This is a genomic window from Jeotgalicoccus sp. FSL K6-3177 (genome assembly GCF_038050175.1).
Taxonomy (GTDB): Bacteria; Bacillota; Bacilli; order Staphylococcales; family Salinicoccaceae; genus Jeotgalicoccus; species Jeotgalicoccus nanhaiensis.
Window position 1 is genome coordinate 1222673 of sequence record NZ_JBBOSK010000001.1, and the last position, 15627, is coordinate 1238299.

Annotated in this window: 20 protein-coding genes and 1 riboswitch; of the genes, 17 read left to right on the forward strand and 3 right to left on the reverse strand. The window is 41.6% G+C overall.

What is annotated here, in order from left to right:
- Positions 1-32 precede the first annotated feature (32 nt).
- From pstC to argH, 8 genes are all read left to right on the forward strand, one after another.
- Positions 33-959 carry a phosphate ABC transporter permease subunit PstC gene (gene pstC, locus MHH58_RS06045; protein WP_341345339.1) on the forward strand — a complete coding sequence of 309 codons (927 nt, stop codon included), beginning with the start codon at positions 33-35 and terminating at the stop codon, positions 957-959.
- 2 nt (positions 960-961) lie between these two features.
- A complete protein-coding gene (pstA, locus tag MHH58_RS06050) occupies positions 962-1840 on the forward strand; it encodes a phosphate ABC transporter permease PstA (protein ID WP_341345340.1) in 879 nt (292 codons plus the stop codon).
- 21 nt (positions 1841-1861) lie between these two features.
- On the forward strand, positions 1862-2704 hold the full coding sequence (gene pstB, locus MHH58_RS06055) for a phosphate ABC transporter ATP-binding protein PstB (protein WP_341345341.1): 843 nt from the start codon (positions 1862-1864) through the stop codon (positions 2702-2704).
- Positions 2705-2706: 2 nt separating this feature from the next.
- The gene (gene phoU / locus MHH58_RS06060; protein WP_341345342.1) at positions 2707-3360 is read left to right on the forward strand and encodes a phosphate signaling complex protein PhoU; all 654 of its coding nucleotides are present in this window, start codon (positions 2707-2709) and stop codon (positions 3358-3360) included.
- Positions 3361-3446: 86 nt separating this feature from the next.
- On the forward strand, positions 3447-4019 hold the full coding sequence (locus MHH58_RS06065) for a 5-formyltetrahydrofolate cyclo-ligase (RefSeq protein WP_341345343.1): 573 nt from the start codon (positions 3447-3449) through the stop codon (positions 4017-4019).
- Complete coding sequence (locus MHH58_RS06070; RefSeq protein ID WP_341345344.1) at positions 4009-5418, forward strand: rhomboid family intramembrane serine protease; 1410 nt, start codon at positions 4009-4011, stop codon at positions 5416-5418. Before MHH58_RS06065 ends, MHH58_RS06070 begins: the two co-directional genes overlap by 11 nt.
- Positions 5419-5573: 155 nt before the next feature.
- Positions 5574-6782 (forward strand): argininosuccinate synthase, encoded by a 1209-nt coding sequence (locus MHH58_RS06075; protein WP_341345345.1) that lies wholly within the window; start codon positions 5574-5576, stop codon positions 6780-6782.
- Complete coding sequence (gene argH, locus MHH58_RS06080; protein ID WP_341345346.1) at positions 6775-8148, forward strand: argininosuccinate lyase; 1374 nt, start codon at positions 6775-6777, stop codon at positions 8146-8148. The genes MHH58_RS06075 and argH overlap by 8 nt, the downstream gene beginning before the upstream one ends.
- Before the next feature lie 59 nt (positions 8149-8207).
- Here argH and MHH58_RS06085 read toward each other — a convergent pair whose 3' ends face one another.
- Positions 8208-8444 (reverse strand): DUF2759 domain-containing protein, encoded by a 237-nt coding sequence (locus MHH58_RS06085; protein WP_135096725.1) that lies wholly within the window; start codon positions 8442-8444, stop codon positions 8208-8210.
- 98 nt (positions 8445-8542) lie between these two features.
- Here MHH58_RS06085 and MHH58_RS06090 point away from each other — a divergent pair, with 98 nt between their 5' ends.
- Complete coding sequence (locus MHH58_RS06090) at positions 8543-9154, forward strand: MBL fold metallo-hydrolase (protein ID WP_341345347.1); 612 nt, start codon at positions 8543-8545, stop codon at positions 9152-9154.
- 58 nt (positions 9155-9212) lie between these two features.
- Here the strand turns inward: MHH58_RS06090 and MHH58_RS06095 are convergent, their stop codons facing one another.
- Positions 9213-9461, reverse strand: a complete 249-nt coding sequence (locus tag MHH58_RS06095) for a DUF2626 family protein (protein WP_341345348.1) — start codon at positions 9459-9461, stop codon at positions 9213-9215.
- Between the two features lie 224 nt (positions 9462-9685).
- Between MHH58_RS06095 and MHH58_RS06100 the strand changes: the two genes are divergently transcribed.
- The 8 genes from MHH58_RS06100 (at position 9686) to gcvT (ending at position 15052) form a co-directional block, all read left to right on the forward strand.
- On the forward strand, positions 9686-10678 hold the full coding sequence (locus MHH58_RS06100; RefSeq protein ID WP_135096730.1) for an ATPase, T2SS/T4P/T4SS family: 993 nt from the start codon (positions 9686-9688) through the stop codon (positions 10676-10678).
- Positions 10641-11696 (forward strand): competence type IV pilus assembly protein ComGB, encoded by a 1056-nt coding sequence (gene comGB / locus MHH58_RS06105; protein ID WP_135096732.1) that lies wholly within the window; start codon positions 10641-10643, stop codon positions 11694-11696. The genes MHH58_RS06100 and comGB overlap by 38 nt, the downstream gene beginning before the upstream one ends.
- 12 nt (positions 11697-11708) lie before the next feature.
- Positions 11709-12032 carry a competence type IV pilus major pilin ComGC gene (comGC, locus tag MHH58_RS06110; RefSeq protein ID WP_135096734.1) on the forward strand — a complete coding sequence of 108 codons (324 nt, stop codon included), beginning with the start codon at positions 11709-11711 and terminating at the stop codon, positions 12030-12032.
- Positions 12010-12441: a prepilin-type N-terminal cleavage/methylation domain-containing protein gene (locus MHH58_RS06115; protein WP_135096736.1), complete on the forward strand. Its 432-nt coding sequence runs from the start codon at positions 12010-12012 to the stop codon at positions 12439-12441. Before comGC ends, MHH58_RS06115 begins: the two co-directional genes overlap by 23 nt.
- On the forward strand, positions 12431-12688 hold the full coding sequence (locus tag MHH58_RS06120; protein WP_135096738.1) for a hypothetical protein: 258 nt from the start codon (positions 12431-12433) through the stop codon (positions 12686-12688). Before MHH58_RS06115 ends, MHH58_RS06120 begins: the two co-directional genes overlap by 11 nt.
- The gene (locus MHH58_RS06125; protein ID WP_135096740.1) at positions 12660-13070 is read left to right on the forward strand and encodes a hypothetical protein; all 411 of its coding nucleotides are present in this window, start codon (positions 12660-12662) and stop codon (positions 13068-13070) included. The genes MHH58_RS06120 and MHH58_RS06125 overlap by 29 nt, the downstream gene beginning before the upstream one ends.
- Before the next feature lie 160 nt (positions 13071-13230).
- Complete coding sequence (locus MHH58_RS06130; RefSeq protein WP_135096742.1) at positions 13231-13737, forward strand: shikimate kinase; 507 nt, start codon at positions 13231-13233, stop codon at positions 13735-13737.
- Between the two features lie 66 nt (positions 13738-13803).
- A riboswitch (glycine riboswitch) is annotated at positions 13804-13895 on the forward strand.
- Between the two features lie 74 nt (positions 13896-13969).
- Positions 13970-15052: a glycine cleavage system aminomethyltransferase GcvT gene (gene gcvT, locus MHH58_RS06135; RefSeq protein ID WP_135096744.1), complete on the forward strand. Its 1083-nt coding sequence runs from the start codon at positions 13970-13972 to the stop codon at positions 15050-15052.
- Positions 15053-15216: 164 nt separating this feature from the next.
- Here gcvT and MHH58_RS06140 read toward each other — a convergent pair whose 3' ends face one another.
- Positions 15217-15603 (reverse strand): rhodanese-like domain-containing protein, encoded by a 387-nt coding sequence (locus tag MHH58_RS06140; RefSeq protein WP_245954122.1) that lies wholly within the window; start codon positions 15601-15603, stop codon positions 15217-15219.
- Between the last annotated feature and the right edge of the window lie 24 nt (positions 15604-15627).

Consider the following 15627-nt stretch of genomic DNA (forward strand, 5'->3'; position numbering starts at 1 on the left):
ATCCCGTCCATTTTTAAAGTAAAGAGAGGCTTATGATGAGCAGTAAAAATATTAGAGAACAAATCATTAAAAATACAAGAAATAAATCCAGTGTGTTTGAGAGAATGATTCCAGTCATTTTACTATTAATAACTTCAATCTCCATTCTCGCTACTATTGGTATTCTGTACACGTTACTTTCAGAGTCATTTGAGTTTTTCTCCCGGGTGCCTATTACTGAATTCCTGACTTCAGCTACATGGCAGCCTTACGTCGGTGACGGGGAGTGGGGAATATGGGCACTCATTATGGGTACGCTTAAAATTGTAGTCATTGCAGTTATTTTCGCTGTGCCGATCGGCCTTGGCGCTGCTGTCTACTTGAGTGAATACGCAACTGAAAGAGTCAGACGTATTATTAAACCTATTTTAGAAGTGCTTGCAGGTATTCCGACAGTAGTTTACGGTTTCTTTGCAATTAATTTTGTCAACCCTATCCTCCAGGGTATATATAGCGGTTTTGGTTTATACAATGCAGTTTCTGCCGGGATCGTAGTCGGTATTATGATTATCCCGATGATCGCAAGTTTAAGTGAAGATGCTATGAGTTCAGTGCCAAGAGCGATGAGAGAAGGTTCGCTCGGCATGGGAGCAACGCGCTTCGAAACAGCAGTCCGGGTAGTTATTCCGGCAGCCTTTTCCGGAATTGTCGCTTCATTTGTACTGGCAATTTCACGCGCGATTGGTGAAACAATGATCGTTTCCATTGCGGCCGGTTCAACACCGAATGCAAGTTTTGATGTCACAGAGCCCCTGCAGACGATGACAGGGTTTATCGTTCAGATCACTTCCGGAGATTCCGCTTTCGGCACTAACTTATATTACAGCCTGTTTGCGGTCGGTATGACGCTGTTCGTTATGACTCTCTTAATGAACGTTATTGCATCGTGGTTTACGAAGAAATTTAAGGAGGAGTACTAATAATGACGTTGATAGATAAAGATATTATTGCAGGAAAACGTTCCGGCAGACAATCTAAAAACCAAATTTTTAAATGGCTATTCTTCCTGTGTACGATGTTCGGACTCGCAGTTCTGATTATGCTGATTACAGACACGCTGATGGATGGCTGGGACCGGCTGAATATGGATTTCTTAACGAGCTTTAACTCCAGCAGAGCTGAGAATGCAGGTTTCTTCGGTGCTATAGTCGGTTCACTCTGGCTGATGCTCGTGACCACACCGGTTGCTATCATTTTATCAGTCGGTACAGCTTTATATTTAGAAGAATATGCACCAAAAAATAAATTTACAGATTTCATAAAAATAAATATATCAAATCTCGCAGGAGTACCTTCAGTCGTCTTCGGTCTCCTCGGTCTTGCAATGTTCGTGAGAGCACTTGCCTTAGGCAACTCTGTCCTTGCGGCAGGTCTGACGCTCGCTTTAATGATACTGCCCGTGATTGTTGTTGCATCACAGGAAGCAATACGCGCAGTGCCTGCCTCAGTCCGGGAAGCTTCAATCGGCATGGGTGCCACTAAATGGCAGACAGTCTCAAGAATCATCTTGCCGGCGGCAATCCCCGGTATTATCACGGGTATTATTTTAGCTATTTCACGTGCTATCGGGGAAACAGCACCCCTCGTAGTTATTGGGGTTCCGACGACGCTGCTCGTAACGCCTAACAGCATATTCGATTCATTCCAGGCAATGCCGATGCAGATTTACAGCTGGGTTAAAATGCCGAATGAAGAATTCCAGTACATCGCAGCAGCAGGAATTATCGTTCTTCTGGTCATCCTCCTGCTGATGAACTCAGTCGCAATCTTTATCCGCAATAAGTTTTCGAAAAGATATTAATTTTTAAGAGGAGTTTTATAAATGGCAGAATTAAACAGTGTTAAAACTAAAGTAAACATCGGTACTCAGGCAGCGGACGCAAAAAGACAAACAATCATTCAGGAAGATAAAGAAATTGTTTTTCAGTCTAACAACTTTAATCTCTGGTACGGTGACAACCATGCACTTCAGGATATTAATTTAACTTTCCACGAAAACGACATCAATGCTATCATCGGACCGTCAGGCTGCGGTAAATCGACTTTTGTTAAATCTTTAAACCGTATGACGGAACTGGTGCCGATTGTCCGTACAGAAGGTGATATCCAGTTCCGGGGGGATGATATTTTCACGAGCGGCATGTCCGTGGAAGAATTAAGAACACGGGTCGGCATGGTTTTCCAAAAACCGAACCCTTTCCCTAAATCAATTTATGATAATGTGGCTTACGGTCCGCGTGTTCACGGCATTAAAAAGAAATCCGTTCTCGATGAAGTAGTAGAGAAATCATTGCGCAGCGCATCGATCTGGGACGAAGTCAAAGACCGTCTTAATGACAATGCATACGGCTTATCAGGCGGACAGCAGCAGCGTATCTGTATCGCACGTGCACTTGCAGTGGAGCCTGAGGTTATTTTAATGGATGAGCCGACAAGTGCCCTCGATCCGATTTCAACAACTAAAATTGAGGATTTAATGCAGGAACTTAAAAAAGATTACAGTATCATTATCGTGACGCATAACATGCAGCAGGCTGCACGGGTATCCGACAGAACTTCTTTCTTCTACCAGGGCTACGTCGTTGAATCAGATGATACGAATGTGATTTTTGAGAATCCTTCTGATAAACGTACAGAAGATTACGTTTCAGGCAGATTCGGCTAAAAATGACTGTCTATCGTGAAAAATTCCAGGAAGAACTGGACGCACTGATTGGCGAATGTATAAAACTTGGGGAAGAATGTCACAAAAGACTTGCGGGAACTGTGGAAGTACTTCTTGCAGATGATATCGAAGATGCGCGGAAAGTCGTCCACAATGATGCTGAGATTAATAAAATGGAAGCTGACGTAAATGCTCATGCGATTAATTTAATTACTACCCAGCAGCCTGTTGCCACGGACTTAAGAACGATTATTTCCTGCATTAAAATTGCTGATAATCTCGAACGGATAGGGGATAATATAAGTAATGTGGCAGAAGTCCGGAAGCGCATTAAAATTACAAATGAACGGACGCTGCTCCGTTTTAAAACAATGGAGCGTCTGGCGTCATTAATGCTGGAAGACGTTTACACCGCCTTTAAAAAATCGGATCTTGATCTGCTCGATGAAATTATTTTAAGAGACCAGGATATCGATGCGGTATTCGTTCAGATTACCACTTCGGATATTTTCGAAGAATCCGATGCTTTTTTAACAGGTCAGATACAGCTGACCGCAAAATATCTTGAACGTATCGGCGATCACATTAAAAGTATTGCGGAACACATTTACTATATTCACACCGGCGACCCATATGAAAAATACAAGAGCGAATAAGAACAGTCTCCAGTAATTCTGGAGGTTTTTTCTATATTCATATAGAATAACTGTAAGCAAGAAATAAATAGTGAGGGGTTATTAATATGTCTAAAAAAGAGTTGCGCCAAAATATGATCAGCACTTTAAAATCTATGGACAAAGACGCCAAATCAAAAGCTGAAGATAGCATTACAGCGCACGCTACAGATTTTATTCAAAAGCATGCTTTTAAAAGTGTGGGGATAGTCCTGCCGATGAAAATAGAATACGACACCTGGAAATTAATTGATGAACTGCTTAACTCAGGTATTGAGGTATACTCCCCGCAATGTCATTACGATGACAAATCGATGACTTTCCACCGCCTGACGTCAAAAGAAGAAGTCACGCTTGATGAGAAAAATATTCCGATTCCAAATCCCGAAGCACCGGTCAACAACGATGTGGACCTGCTGATTGTGCCGGGACTGATATTCAGCACGGATGGGTATCGGATCGGTTACGGCGGCGGCTTTTACGACCGTTTCCTGACGAGTTTTAAAGGCAGTACGGCTTCTTTAATCTTCAGCGAACAGCTGGGAGAGACTATCGTCATGGAACATGACCTGCCTGTCGATACGCTGATTACCGACAAAGAGATATTGAGTGTAAAAGCAGTGAGAGAACATGAAGAATAAATGGCAGGCAGCATTTGAAGTTGCGAAATATACGAATTATGATTTTCTTCACTATGATCAGGATACAGACATGATCTGGCTGAAAGACCGCAAAAAGAAAACACTGCTCTGCCTTTTGGATATGGATTTGTCCGATCGTGAACTGGAGTCGATTACTGATAACATCTTCAACTCCGCGGATAATCTTTCAGCAATCGCAGGTTTTGCTGTTAAGACAATCAATCTGTACCATTTAACTGAAAAAAAATTCACGCGCAAGTTTAAGTCGAAAACATTGAGAGTTAATCACAGAACAGTCAGTAATCTCGAGAAAATTATATCAAATCCATTTTATAAAATTGATATGAAATATAAAAAACCGAAAGATGATGCATTTTATAAACGAAGATTAATGTCGCGCCATCCTTTTGAAAAGTATATGATTAAATTTACACCGATGACGCTCTTGTTCGTAACATTAAATACCATTGTCCTGTTAATTAATCTGATATTTGTTCATCTGTTTAATACTTATGAATTGACCAATCTTCTCGCAGTCAGCCATTACGAAGTTGCATCCGGTGAATATTACCGGCTGGTTACGAGCACCTTCTTGCACGTCGGAGTCAGTCATTTTCTTTTTAATATTTTTGCTCTGTACATACTCGGCAAATTCGTTGAAGGAATATATACACCGTGGCATCTGCTGATAACTTATCTTGCAGCAGGTACGATTTCGAGTCTTTTTTCTCTCGTTTTTATTACAGAAGGTATTTCCCTCGGAGCGAGCGGGGCGGTTTACGGTCTGCTCGGTTTAATCATTGTACATTTATTAATTACGAGAAAAATCAAAGCAAAACTGCTTATCCAGATTATCGCAGTATTCGCAGCAGTTTCAGTCTTATCGATGTTTGTAGCAAATGTTAATCATTATGCACATATCGGCGGTCTGATTACAGGCGTACTCCTCGGGGTAATATTTAATTTCCGCCGGGTTAAATTAAAATATACGATTATTGCTGCGGCAGTGCTGATTTTATTCACCATGTTCAGCCATTACGGCATGAACCGGCAGACATCGATTCATCCTATGGACGACGAAGCACTGTACTATTATGAAAAAGGCGATTACGACGCGGCCCTTGCAGTTGTTAATAATTCGATTAACAAAGATGCGGCAACAGATATGACTTACTATTTACTCGGAAAGCTGTATATAGAAGCAGGAGATGAGAAAAAAGGCCAGCAGTACGTCGATCAGAGCTATGAGATGGATCCGTCCAATGAACTTGCGGCAAAAGAAAAAATACTCGAGTTCCGCAAGAATCAGGACTATGACAATATGAATGCAGCCATAGACAAACTGGAAACACCAGTCGAAGATGAGGAACTGCAGATTTTAATTGATGAAGCGAATTAATATATAGAAAAGCATTAAAGAGGCTAATAACGGCCTCTTTTTTTATGTTTTCAAAAAGTATATTAACTATATGTATAATTATACTTGATTATGTAATTTTATGATGTTAGTATTTAAATTATCAATTAATTAAAAAAACTTATGAGGTGACATATATGGCACAGAAAAAAGTAGTATTAGCATATTCAGGCGGATTGGACACAAGCGTAACGATTCAGTGGTTTATCGATAAAGGTTTTGATGTAGTAGCGGTATGTCTTGATGTCGGTGAAGGCAAAGATCTTGAACAGGTTCATGACAAAGCACTAAAAATGGGTGCCAGCGAATGTCACATCATAAATACACAAAAAGAATATGCAGAAGAATTCGTTGCATATACAATTTACGGCAACTCGATGTACGAAGAGAAATATCCTCTCGTATCTGCACTCAGCCGTCCGTTAATTTCTAAGAAACTTGTGGAAATTGCACACGAGACAAATGCGGATTACGTTGCACACGGCTGTACCGGTAAAGGGAATGACCAGGTGCGTTTCGAAGTGGCTATTAAATCACTCGATCCGTCAATCAAAGTACTCGCACCTGTCCGTGAATGGACATGGTCAAGAGAAGAGGAAATCGAATATGCGAAAGAGCATAATATTCCAATTCCTATCGATCTTGATTCTCCATATTCTGTCGACCAGAATCTGTGGGGCAGAAGCAACGAATGCGGTATCCTTGAAGATCCTTGGGCAGCACCGCCGGAAGATGCCTACGATCTTACTGTAAATATTAAAGATGCTCCGGACGAAGCTGAAGAATTATTAATTACTTATGACAAAGGACTGCCGGTCGCTATCAATAACGAGAAGTTCGAACTGCATGAATTAATCCTGCATTTAAACGAAGTCGCGGGCAAACACGGCATCGGCAGAATCGACCATGTAGAAAACAGACTGGTCGGCATTAAATCAAGAGAGATTTACGAAACACCGGCGGCAAAAGTAATTTTAACTGCTAAACACGATTTAGAAACGATTACTTTAACAAAAGATATCGCTCATTTTAAACCGGTAATTGAACAGAAATATACAGAGCAGGTTTACAACGGCTTATGGTTTACACCATTATCCGAAACGCTGAGAGCGACTCTGAAAGATATGCAGCAGCCGGTCAACGGTGATGTGCGTGTTGAATTATATAAAGGAAACGTCACTGTTACAGGACGCAAATCTGAAAACAGTCTTTACAATGAGAAACTGGCAACTTATACGAAAGAAGACGCCTTCAATCAGGAAGCATCTGTCGGCTTCATAGAAATCTTCGGACTGCCTACTAAAGTGAAAGCGATGCTTGAACAGGGAGTTGCTGTGGATGAGTAAAAAAGCCTGGGGCGGCAGATTCCAGGAGGATTCAATTTCATGGGTGGAAGAGTTTAATGCTTCCATCCATTTTGATAAAGTCCTGATTGAAGAGGATATTAACGGCAGTATTGCACATGCTAATATGCTTGCAGCCCAAAATATTATTACCGAAGAAGAAAACAGCCTGATTAAAGATGGATTGATGAGCATCTTAGATGACTACAACAATAATAAACTGGTCTTCAGCGTATCTCAGGAAGATATTCATATGAATGTCGAAGCAAAACTGATTGAGAAAATCGGCGCAGCAGGCGGCAAACTGCATACAGCCAGAAGCAGGAATGATCAGGTTGCGACAGATATGCATTTATACGTTAAAAAAGAAGTTAAGACAGTCATTGAGAGTATTGAATTGCTGCAGCAGACAATTATCGAACTTGCAGAAAATCACATCGGTGTCATTATGCCCGGCTACACTCATCTGCAGCGTGCCCAGCCGATTTTATTCTCTCATCATATACTGACCTACTTTTGGATGCTGGAACGCGACAAATCGCGTTTTAACGATGCTTTAAAACGCATTGACGTTTCTCCATTAGGTGCAGGAGCAATCAGCGGCACAACGTTTAATATCGATCGTTTCCAGACGAAAGACGAGCTTGGTTTTTCAGGCATATACCACAACAGCATGGATGCGGTGAGCGACAGGGACTACATCGTTGAAACGCTGTCGAATATTTCGCTTTCGATGGTGCATTTATCGAGATTATCCGAAGAATTGATTTTCTGGACGACGGATGAAGCGAATTTCGTCACGCTGAGCGATGCGTTTACGACGGGCTCTTCGATGATGCCGCAGAAGAAAAATCCGGATATGGCCGAACTGATCCGCGGAAAAAGTGGACGGACTGCAGGACATCTGATGTCTATGCTGATGCTCTTAAAAGGTCTGCCGCTGACGTATAACAAGGATATGCAGGAGGACAAGGAAGGCCTGTTTGATTCACTGACAACCATAAAGGGCTCCCTTAAAATTATGAATGGCATGCTTGAAACATTGACGATTAACGAAGCAGTGCTGGAAGAAGCTGTAACCGAAGATTTTTCCAATGCAACGGAACTCGCGGATTATCTAGTTGCTAAAGGCATTCCTTTTAGGGAATCTCATGAAATTGTCGGAAAACTGGTACTGTCATGCATTAATAAAGGGATTTATCTTAAAGATATGCCGCTGCCGGAATTTAAAGCAGCCAGCAATGTAATCGAAGAAGATATCTACGGCATCTTGTCGCCTAAAGTTGTCGTCAATAGAAGAATCAGCTACGGATCAACAGGTACAGAGTCTGTTAAACAGCAGCTGGAAGTCGCTAAAAACCATATGTAACATTAAAATACTCCTTCTGGGAAATCCAGAAGGAGTATTTCTTTTTCGTTATTCATTAATTAACCGAGATCCGGATAGCCGAATGTAAATATAGTTGCAAGCGTCCAAAGTCCAAAGACCAGAACTGTTATTGCACTGAATGCGGCAGCCAGGATGTTTTTAGCTTTCATCGAGTTTAAAAGCCCGATAATTCCAAATACTGCAACTAAGCCCATTAAAATTGCGAGAGCATTAACTCCGATTCTAATAGTCAGTCCACCAATACTAAATAATTCTCCTGTATCGAAGAAAGGCATTATATTGACCCCCTAATCTTTCTCTTTAAACAATCACTTAACAATATTGTATAATTAATATATAGTTTTGTCGAGAACATTTTGGAGAGTGATTATTAATGAAAATTACAAGATTGCCTTTAGGGGCTTTATCAACAAACTGTTATATTGTGAGCAATGGAGAAAGCGTACTGGTAGTAGATCCGTCGGCGGAAGCAAATGTAATTACCGGTAAATTGAAAGATATCGGACTGCCTGTGGACGGCATCCTTTTAACTCATACGCACTACGATCATTTTGGAGCACTGGATGAAGTTCAGGAATTTACAGATGCTGAAGTCTATATGTCGGATATCGAAACAGACTGGCTGACAGACACCTCTAAAAACGGCTCAATCCGCTTTACTGAGGAGATTACTTCATCAGTGAGCCCGAATATCCTAAAAGAAGGCCCGGCAGCTGTAGGGGCCTTTAAATTCGATGTGATTCATACACCAGGACATTCCCCCGGATCGCTGAGCTATAAATTTGAAGATTTTGTTATTTCCGGCGATGTCTTATTTAACAAAGGAGTGGGGCGCACAGATCTTTATGGTGGCAGCACACCTGAACTGATGCATTCTATCAGGGAAAAACTGTACAAGCTCGCTCCGGAAACGACTGTTTATGCAGGACATAATGTACCGACAACCATCGGAGATGAAAAAGAGAATAATCCTTACGTGCGTTAAAAGGCAGCAGCCAAATAGAAAGAGCAGGAACACCGATGTGTTCCTGCTCTTTTTTTAATTAATGCTGGTTTCCAAAAGATGGTTCCAGTAAGAATGTTGTGTAATATGTAAAGCCGATAAAGAACAGAATCAAGTAGGCAGCAAATACGTACATATACATTCTTTCAGTTAATTTCATATAGCCTAGTAAGACAAAAAGTCCTGTCTGTGCAACGAAGAATAATGACATTGTTACCATATCTCCGATATAGAACAGAATGGCAAACATCGCTGTCCAGAACCCAATCATTTTAAATACTTTATCCATGTGTTACATCCTCCCACCTGAATAATTTTACATATCATTAAATTCAATTATAGATAATACAACGGCTAATGTAAATAGTAATTGCATTTATTTTGATGTAAATAAATTCCAAAACTATGTAAGTTTGTGTAAAAAGTAAACCAGTTTTGCTATTTTTGTGTTTAAGTAACTTTTTTAAAAGGAAATCGCACTTTTGGCCTATATATAGGGTAGGAGGTGTTTTTTTGAAAAGCTTGGCAGAAACATTAATTAAGGATGCATATGACAGCGGCGCAAGCGATATTCACATTACGTTTGAAAAAACCGAAGGGTCGGTTAAAAAACGTATCCGCGGAAAGATGGTAGCCGTCCGCACCCTGGAACTCGATATGCTGAAACGGCTGATTAACTATTTGAAGTTCATTGCGGAACTGGATATTAACGAGCACAAGGTTCCCCAGAGCGGCCGGACGAGTTTTTATATCGGTGATTTGCAGTGCAATATCCGCGTCAGTACACTTCCGCTCACAATTATGAAAGAAATTGTAGTCATCAGACTGCTGAACACAAGTGCAGGAAAATCTTCCGAAAGTCTTTTTTATAGAGACGAAGATTACAAATTTCTCGCTTCGCATATGAAGCTGTCACAAGGGCTGATTCTCTTTACAGGGCCTACAGGGTCGGGAAAAAGTACAGTTATGTACAGACTCGCGACGGATGCCGCAAAAGACGGTACCAGACAGATTATCAGTATTGAAGATCCGGTGGAATTTGATATCAGCGGACTGGTGCAGGTCGAAATTAACGACAAAGCGAATCTGAGTTATGCGCCGCTTATCCGGGGAGTGCTCCGGTGCGACCCGGACATCATTATGTTCGGTGAAATCAGGGACAAAATCATCGCAGAAGAGCTGCTGAAAACAAGTCTTTCAGGACATTTGGTACTGAGCACTTTTCACAGCAAAAGTGCTCTCAGCACGCTGACCCGGCTGAAAGATTACGGTCTCTACAAAGAAGAGATGGCAGAAAGTATTTCACTCATTGTCAACCAGCGGCTGATTCATACTGAAGCGGGGGCGTTTATCGTGTATGAGCATCTTGACAAAGAGATGATACAAAAACATTTAAACGGCGGGACAGTAATGTATCCGACTATCCAGGATAAGCTCATCGAGCTGCACGGGGAAGGAGCGTTGACGGATGAAGAATATAAACATTACAATCGGTCCTTCCAATAAACTCGGCAAATACGATGCTCATTTTTTAATCAAGCTCGCCGGTCTTTTAAGGAACGGTTTTACGATGCAGCAGGCATTAACCTTTTTAACCGAACAGTACGAGGTCATTAAAGAGCCGGATAGAAGAAAGCTCTTAGAATTGATTAACAGCGGTGCATCGCTGAGCGCCGTCTTGAAATATCTCGGCTTCTCTAAATCGATTATTATGCAAGTATCATTCGCTGAAATACACGGTGAGATCATTTCAAATCTTGAACAGTCGGGGGAATATTTAAACACGCGCCGGCAGACAATGCAGCAGCTGGTTAAAACACTGCAGTATCCTCTCGTGCTCGTTGCAGTATTCATCATTATGCTCGGGCTGCTGAATTACACAGTAATACCGCAGTTTAATGAGCTGTACAGCGCAATGCAGGCAGATAAGACGATACTCGTCAGCATGCTCACGCTCATATTAAATTATCTGCCGTATGCGGCTTTCAGTATTTTAGGGACGGCGGTTCTTATACTCCTCGTAATACTGCTGATACTGAATTTGAAAAATACAAAACTCGCAGCAAAGCTTCTGCTCGGTATACCTATTGTTAAAACTTATTTTAAATATTATGTCACCTACCGCTTCTCGCGCGAGTTCGGCTACTTTTTAAATAACGGTCTCGAAGTGAAAGAAATTATACTGCTGTTTAAAACGCAGACCATCAACCGTTATTTAAGCCTCGCTGCAGAAACGATAGAAGAACAGCTTCTTTTCGGCACATCGCTCGGGGAGGCGGTAGAAGAGCTGGACATGCTCGATAAACGGCTCGCGGTATTTGTCAATCACGGCGAGTACAACAGCAATGTTGGACAGGAACTGATTATTTACAGCGAATACTCTTTAGAAAATATCATTATTAAAGTTGAAAGCTTAACGAAGAAAATCCAGCCCGTCATATTTTTAATTCTCGGGCTTCTGATTATCTGTTTATATTTAGTCATCGTGTTACCGATATTCAATATGCTCAGTTCGATAAAATAGGAGGAAAATATTATGAGAAAAACAATCAACCGTAAATTTAAAAACAAGGAAGAAGGCTTTACACTGATCGAAATGCTGCTGGTGCTGCTCGTTATTTCCGTGCTGATTATACTTATTATTCCGAACATCGCCGCCCAGAGCAGAAACGTCCAGGACACGGGATGTGAGGCGCAGGTGCGCATGGTCCAGAGTCAGATTGAAGCTTATACGCTGAACGAAGGCGGAACACCTGCAACAATTCAAGATCTTGTACCTGACTATTTAACAGCTGAACAGGTCAGCTGCCAAAACGGCGATACAATTACGATAACTAATGGCGAAGCCACGAGACAGTAGCGGCTTTACGATGATGGAAATGATGCTAATCCTGACGATTGTCAGCATCATTTTATCGATTTCCGTGCCGCATCTACCTGTATACCGGCAGCACGATCTTGCGGATGAAATCGAAAATATCAGCTATGTATTCCAGGGTGCCCAGATGAATGCACTGGCAAAACAAGAGTCATATACAGTATTTATGGAATATAATAACCAGTCTATTACAGTACGCGATAAAACACGCACTGTTATTTCACATTATGAGCTGCATGCATGCCGGCTCGAAGATTTCGGCATGAAGCAGTTTTCCTACAGGCCGAGCGGGGACACGAGTGCTTTTGGCACAGTGTATTTATCCTGCGGAGAGAAAAACGTTAAATTTATTTTTCAGATATTGAAGGGGAGGTTCCGTATTGAACAATGAAGGCTTTCTGCTCTACGACAGCATGGTGGCGCTTTTAATATTTACTGTCATCGTTCTTATGCTGCCCGGGCTTATCTACATTTCCGTTCTCGACGGAGACAGCATGGCACAGCTGAAATTTTACCGCGAACTGTATACTTTAAGCAGCCGCTATGATTCCTCCGCCGATTATATCAGTAAGGCTGAAGAACTATTTAACAAGGCGGGGGTGCCATGTGATGAACGGCTCAAAAAAATATGCAGCTGACGGTTTTACCTATATGGAAATGCTGCTGTCGCTTATGACTGCAGCACTGATTATGGCAGTCATGCCGGCGGTGATAGCTTTGTTTCAAACACTCGAGCTGCAAGAGGATTACTACGACACTGATATCTTCACACTGGATATTATGGAGACATATAAGGCATCCCGGAAAATTGAAGCTGCCGGCACAGCTGTTCACTTTACAACAGACAGAGGAAAGATTACCTACAGATATTCCAGCGGCAGAATTATTAAAAGTATCGAAGACGAGGGGTTTGTTACTTTAATGTTTAATATCGAGGAATTTATTACTGCTGAAACAAAAGAAGCGGTAAGTCTGGAGTTGAAAGGAGCAGCCGATGAGACATTTATCTTCAAAAAATGACGGATTTTTCAGCCTGTCAGTATACTTTTTACTTATATATTTAATCGGAGTATACTATCATTACTATAATAGGTTTCAGCTGGTACTGGATATCCGTATGAATTTAATTGAAATTTATATTTCAAGAATTGATCAAATAATAAATTAGGTGAATGATAATATGATATTAATCGGTTTTATGGGGTGCGGCAAAACGACAATCGCACATGAACTCGGCATACAGTTAAATAAAAAAACAATAGACCTTGATGATGTGATTCCAAAAATTGCGGGACAGCCGATTCCGGACATTTTTGCGGCTGAAGGAGAAGCGGCATTCAGAGAATACGAATTTCAGGCGCTTCAGTCGATATTGAAAGAAAATGCTATTATTGCGACAGGCGGTGGAGTCGTTACTTATGAAAAATCATATGCGCTGCTGAAAGAACTGACAGACATGCCGGTGTTTTTCTTAAACGCACCGTTCGATGATCTGTACAGCCGGATTCAGGAAGATGATAACCGTCCGCTCGGCAATCAGGATATTGAAAAAGTACGGGCACTTTACAATTCGAGACTGGATAAATATTCAGCGCTTGCCGACAGGGAAATCAGCACTTCAAAGACTGTTGCAGATACAGCAGCTGAAATCATAAGCTATATGGATGATGGGAATTTTAAAGCCTAAGTATTCAGCTTGCCATTTTAAATAAATTATGAGTATAATGAATACGGATTCACAAGACAGTTACGGATGAATAATACTGGAGAGAACGCGTTCAGCGTCGCCGAAGGAGCAAGCCCCTGCGGGGTGAATCTCTCAGGCAAAAGGACAGTGTTGCGACGTAATCCTGAAGATTATTTCAACAGGACAGCGATTATTCACTGTCCTGTTTTATTTATTTGAGGAGGAAATTGTAATGAGTGAGTTAAAAAGAACACCTTTAAATGAGTATTACCACGAAAACGGTGCTAAACTGGTCGATTTTGGCGGCTGGGAAATGCCCGTTCAATTCTCAAGCATCAAAGAAGAACACACAGCAGTCAGAGAAGATGTCGGTATTTTCGATGTCAGTCACATGGGAGAAATCCGTGTTACAGGCAGCGAGGCTGAAGAATTCTTAAACTATGCATTGACTAACGACGTTACGAAGTTAACAGATGTAAAAGCTCAATACACTACGATCGCTAACGAAAAAGGCGGGGTCATTGACGACCTTGTTATATACAAGCTCGCTGAAAATGATTACCTGCTGATTCCAAACGCAGGCAATACTGAAAGCGACTTCGCATGGCTTAAAGCTATCGAAGGATACGATGCAGTTGTGGAAAACGTATCAGCGGACTACGGTCAGCTTGCAGTGCAGGGACCAAATGCAAGAGCACTGGTACAGAAATTCACAGAAACTGATTTATCCGGCCTTAAAATGTTCAACTTCGTAACTGGCGCTCAGGTGGACGGCAAAGACGTAATTATTTCACAGAGCGGATACACAGGAGAAGACGGATTTGAGCTTTACTGTAAACCGGAAGATACAGTAGACTTGTGGAAACTATTTGTAGACAACGGCGCTCTTGAGTGCGGACTCGGCGCCCGTGATACACTCCGTCTTGAAGCAGGACTTCCGCTTCACGGCCAGGATCTGTCACCTGAAATTACACCGCTTGAAGCACGTATCGGATTTGCTGTGAAAGTGGATAAGGGCGACTTTATCGGTCAGCCGGCCTTAAAAGAACAAAAAGAAAATGGTGCACCGCGCCGTCTGTCGGGCTTTGAAATTACGGGCAAAGGAATCGCGCGTACAGACTATGAGGTTTATGACACCGAAGGAAACAAAGTAGGGTACGTAACAAGCGGAACGCAGTCACCGACAACGAAACGTTCAATCGGTTTCGCTTTAGTTGATACTGATTTTTATGAACTGGATAAAGAATTCATAATCAAAGTGCGCAATAAAGATGTGCCTGCAAAATTCGTTAAAACACCATTCCACAAAAACTAAATGATTAATTATTTTAAAAGCCTGCAGCTTGATGCTGCAGGCTTTTTGTCTGATATTTTTTCTTTATCTCGACGTAATCTGTTCGTTTGGACGAATAACTCAAAATACGCCAAAAACCAAAAAAAGACGCCTGACCGCAGCCGGTCAGGCGTCTTTTTGTTATTTTAACGGTTTTTAGATTTAATTTTACCTGTCCATTTAGCAATTCCCTGCTTTAGAACGTTGATGTCCTTATGGCCGTCTTTTTTCAGCATACGAGCCGCGCGCAAGGCAGTACGCCCGTTCTGATCATATAAGTAAACCGGCTTATCTTTTCTAATACCGCCTTTTTTTAACTGGAAGGACGATATCGGCATATTTCTCGCTCCGAGTATATGGCCGTGTTCAAATTTTTCCTTCTCGCGTAAATCAATCAGCTGCACTTTGCGCAAATCCTGATTGAATTCTGTCTCAGACAGCATGTTCACGCCTCTCATACTTAAAAATGCATTTATCACCAATGCGATGATGACAACTGCCAGAATAATTAAAGCAATAATCCAGCTTTCCACTTAAAAACCTCTCCTTGTATATGT

Excerpts from the sequence above, each read along its gene's own strand:
- MHH58_RS06085 (WP_135096725.1), bottom strand. The coding sequence starts at position 8,444 with ATGCCTTTCTTCGATACAGGAGAATTATTTAGTATTGGTGGACTGACT.
- MHH58_RS06075 (WP_341345345.1), top strand. The coding sequence starts at position 5,574 with ATGGCACAGAAAAAAGTAGTATTAGCATATTCAGGCGGATTGGACACA.
- pstB (WP_341345341.1), top strand. The coding sequence starts at position 1,862 with ATGGCAGAATTAAACAGTGTTAAAACTAAAGTAAACATCGGTACTCAG.
- MHH58_RS06125 (WP_135096740.1), top strand. The coding sequence starts at position 12,660 with ATGAACGGCTCAAAAAAATATGCAGCTGACGGTTTTACCTATATGGAA.
- argH (WP_341345346.1), top strand. The coding sequence starts at position 6,775 with ATGAGTAAAAAAGCCTGGGGCGGCAGATTCCAGGAGGATTCAATTTCA.
- MHH58_RS06090 (WP_341345347.1), top strand. The coding sequence starts at position 8,543 with ATGAAAATTACAAGATTGCCTTTAGGGGCTTTATCAACAAACTGTTAT.
- MHH58_RS06115 (WP_135096736.1), top strand. The coding sequence starts at position 12,010 with ATGGCGAAGCCACGAGACAGTAGCGGCTTTACGATGATGGAAATGATG.
- comGC (WP_135096734.1), top strand. The coding sequence starts at position 11,709 with ATGAGAAAAACAATCAACCGTAAATTTAAAAACAAGGAAGAAGGCTTT.
- pstA (WP_341345340.1), top strand. The coding sequence starts at position 962 with ATGACGTTGATAGATAAAGATATTATTGCAGGAAAACGTTCCGGCAGA.
- MHH58_RS06095 (WP_341345348.1), bottom strand. The coding sequence starts at position 9,461 with ATGGATAAAGTATTTAAAATGATTGGGTTCTGGACAGCGATGTTTGCC.
- phoU (WP_341345342.1), top strand. The coding sequence starts at position 2,707 with ATGACTGTCTATCGTGAAAAATTCCAGGAAGAACTGGACGCACTGATT.
- pstC (WP_341345339.1), top strand. The coding sequence starts at position 33 with ATGATGAGCAGTAAAAATATTAGAGAACAAATCATTAAAAATACAAGA.
- gcvT (WP_135096744.1), top strand. The coding sequence starts at position 13,970 with ATGAGTGAGTTAAAAAGAACACCTTTAAATGAGTATTACCACGAAAAC.
- MHH58_RS06065 (WP_341345343.1), top strand. The coding sequence starts at position 3,447 with ATGTCTAAAAAAGAGTTGCGCCAAAATATGATCAGCACTTTAAAATCT.
- comGB (WP_135096732.1), top strand. The coding sequence starts at position 10,641 with ATGAAGAATATAAACATTACAATCGGTCCTTCCAATAAACTCGGCAAA.
- MHH58_RS06130 (WP_135096742.1), top strand. The coding sequence starts at position 13,231 with ATGATATTAATCGGTTTTATGGGGTGCGGCAAAACGACAATCGCACAT.
- MHH58_RS06070 (WP_341345344.1), top strand. The coding sequence starts at position 4,009 with ATGAAGAATAAATGGCAGGCAGCATTTGAAGTTGCGAAATATACGAAT.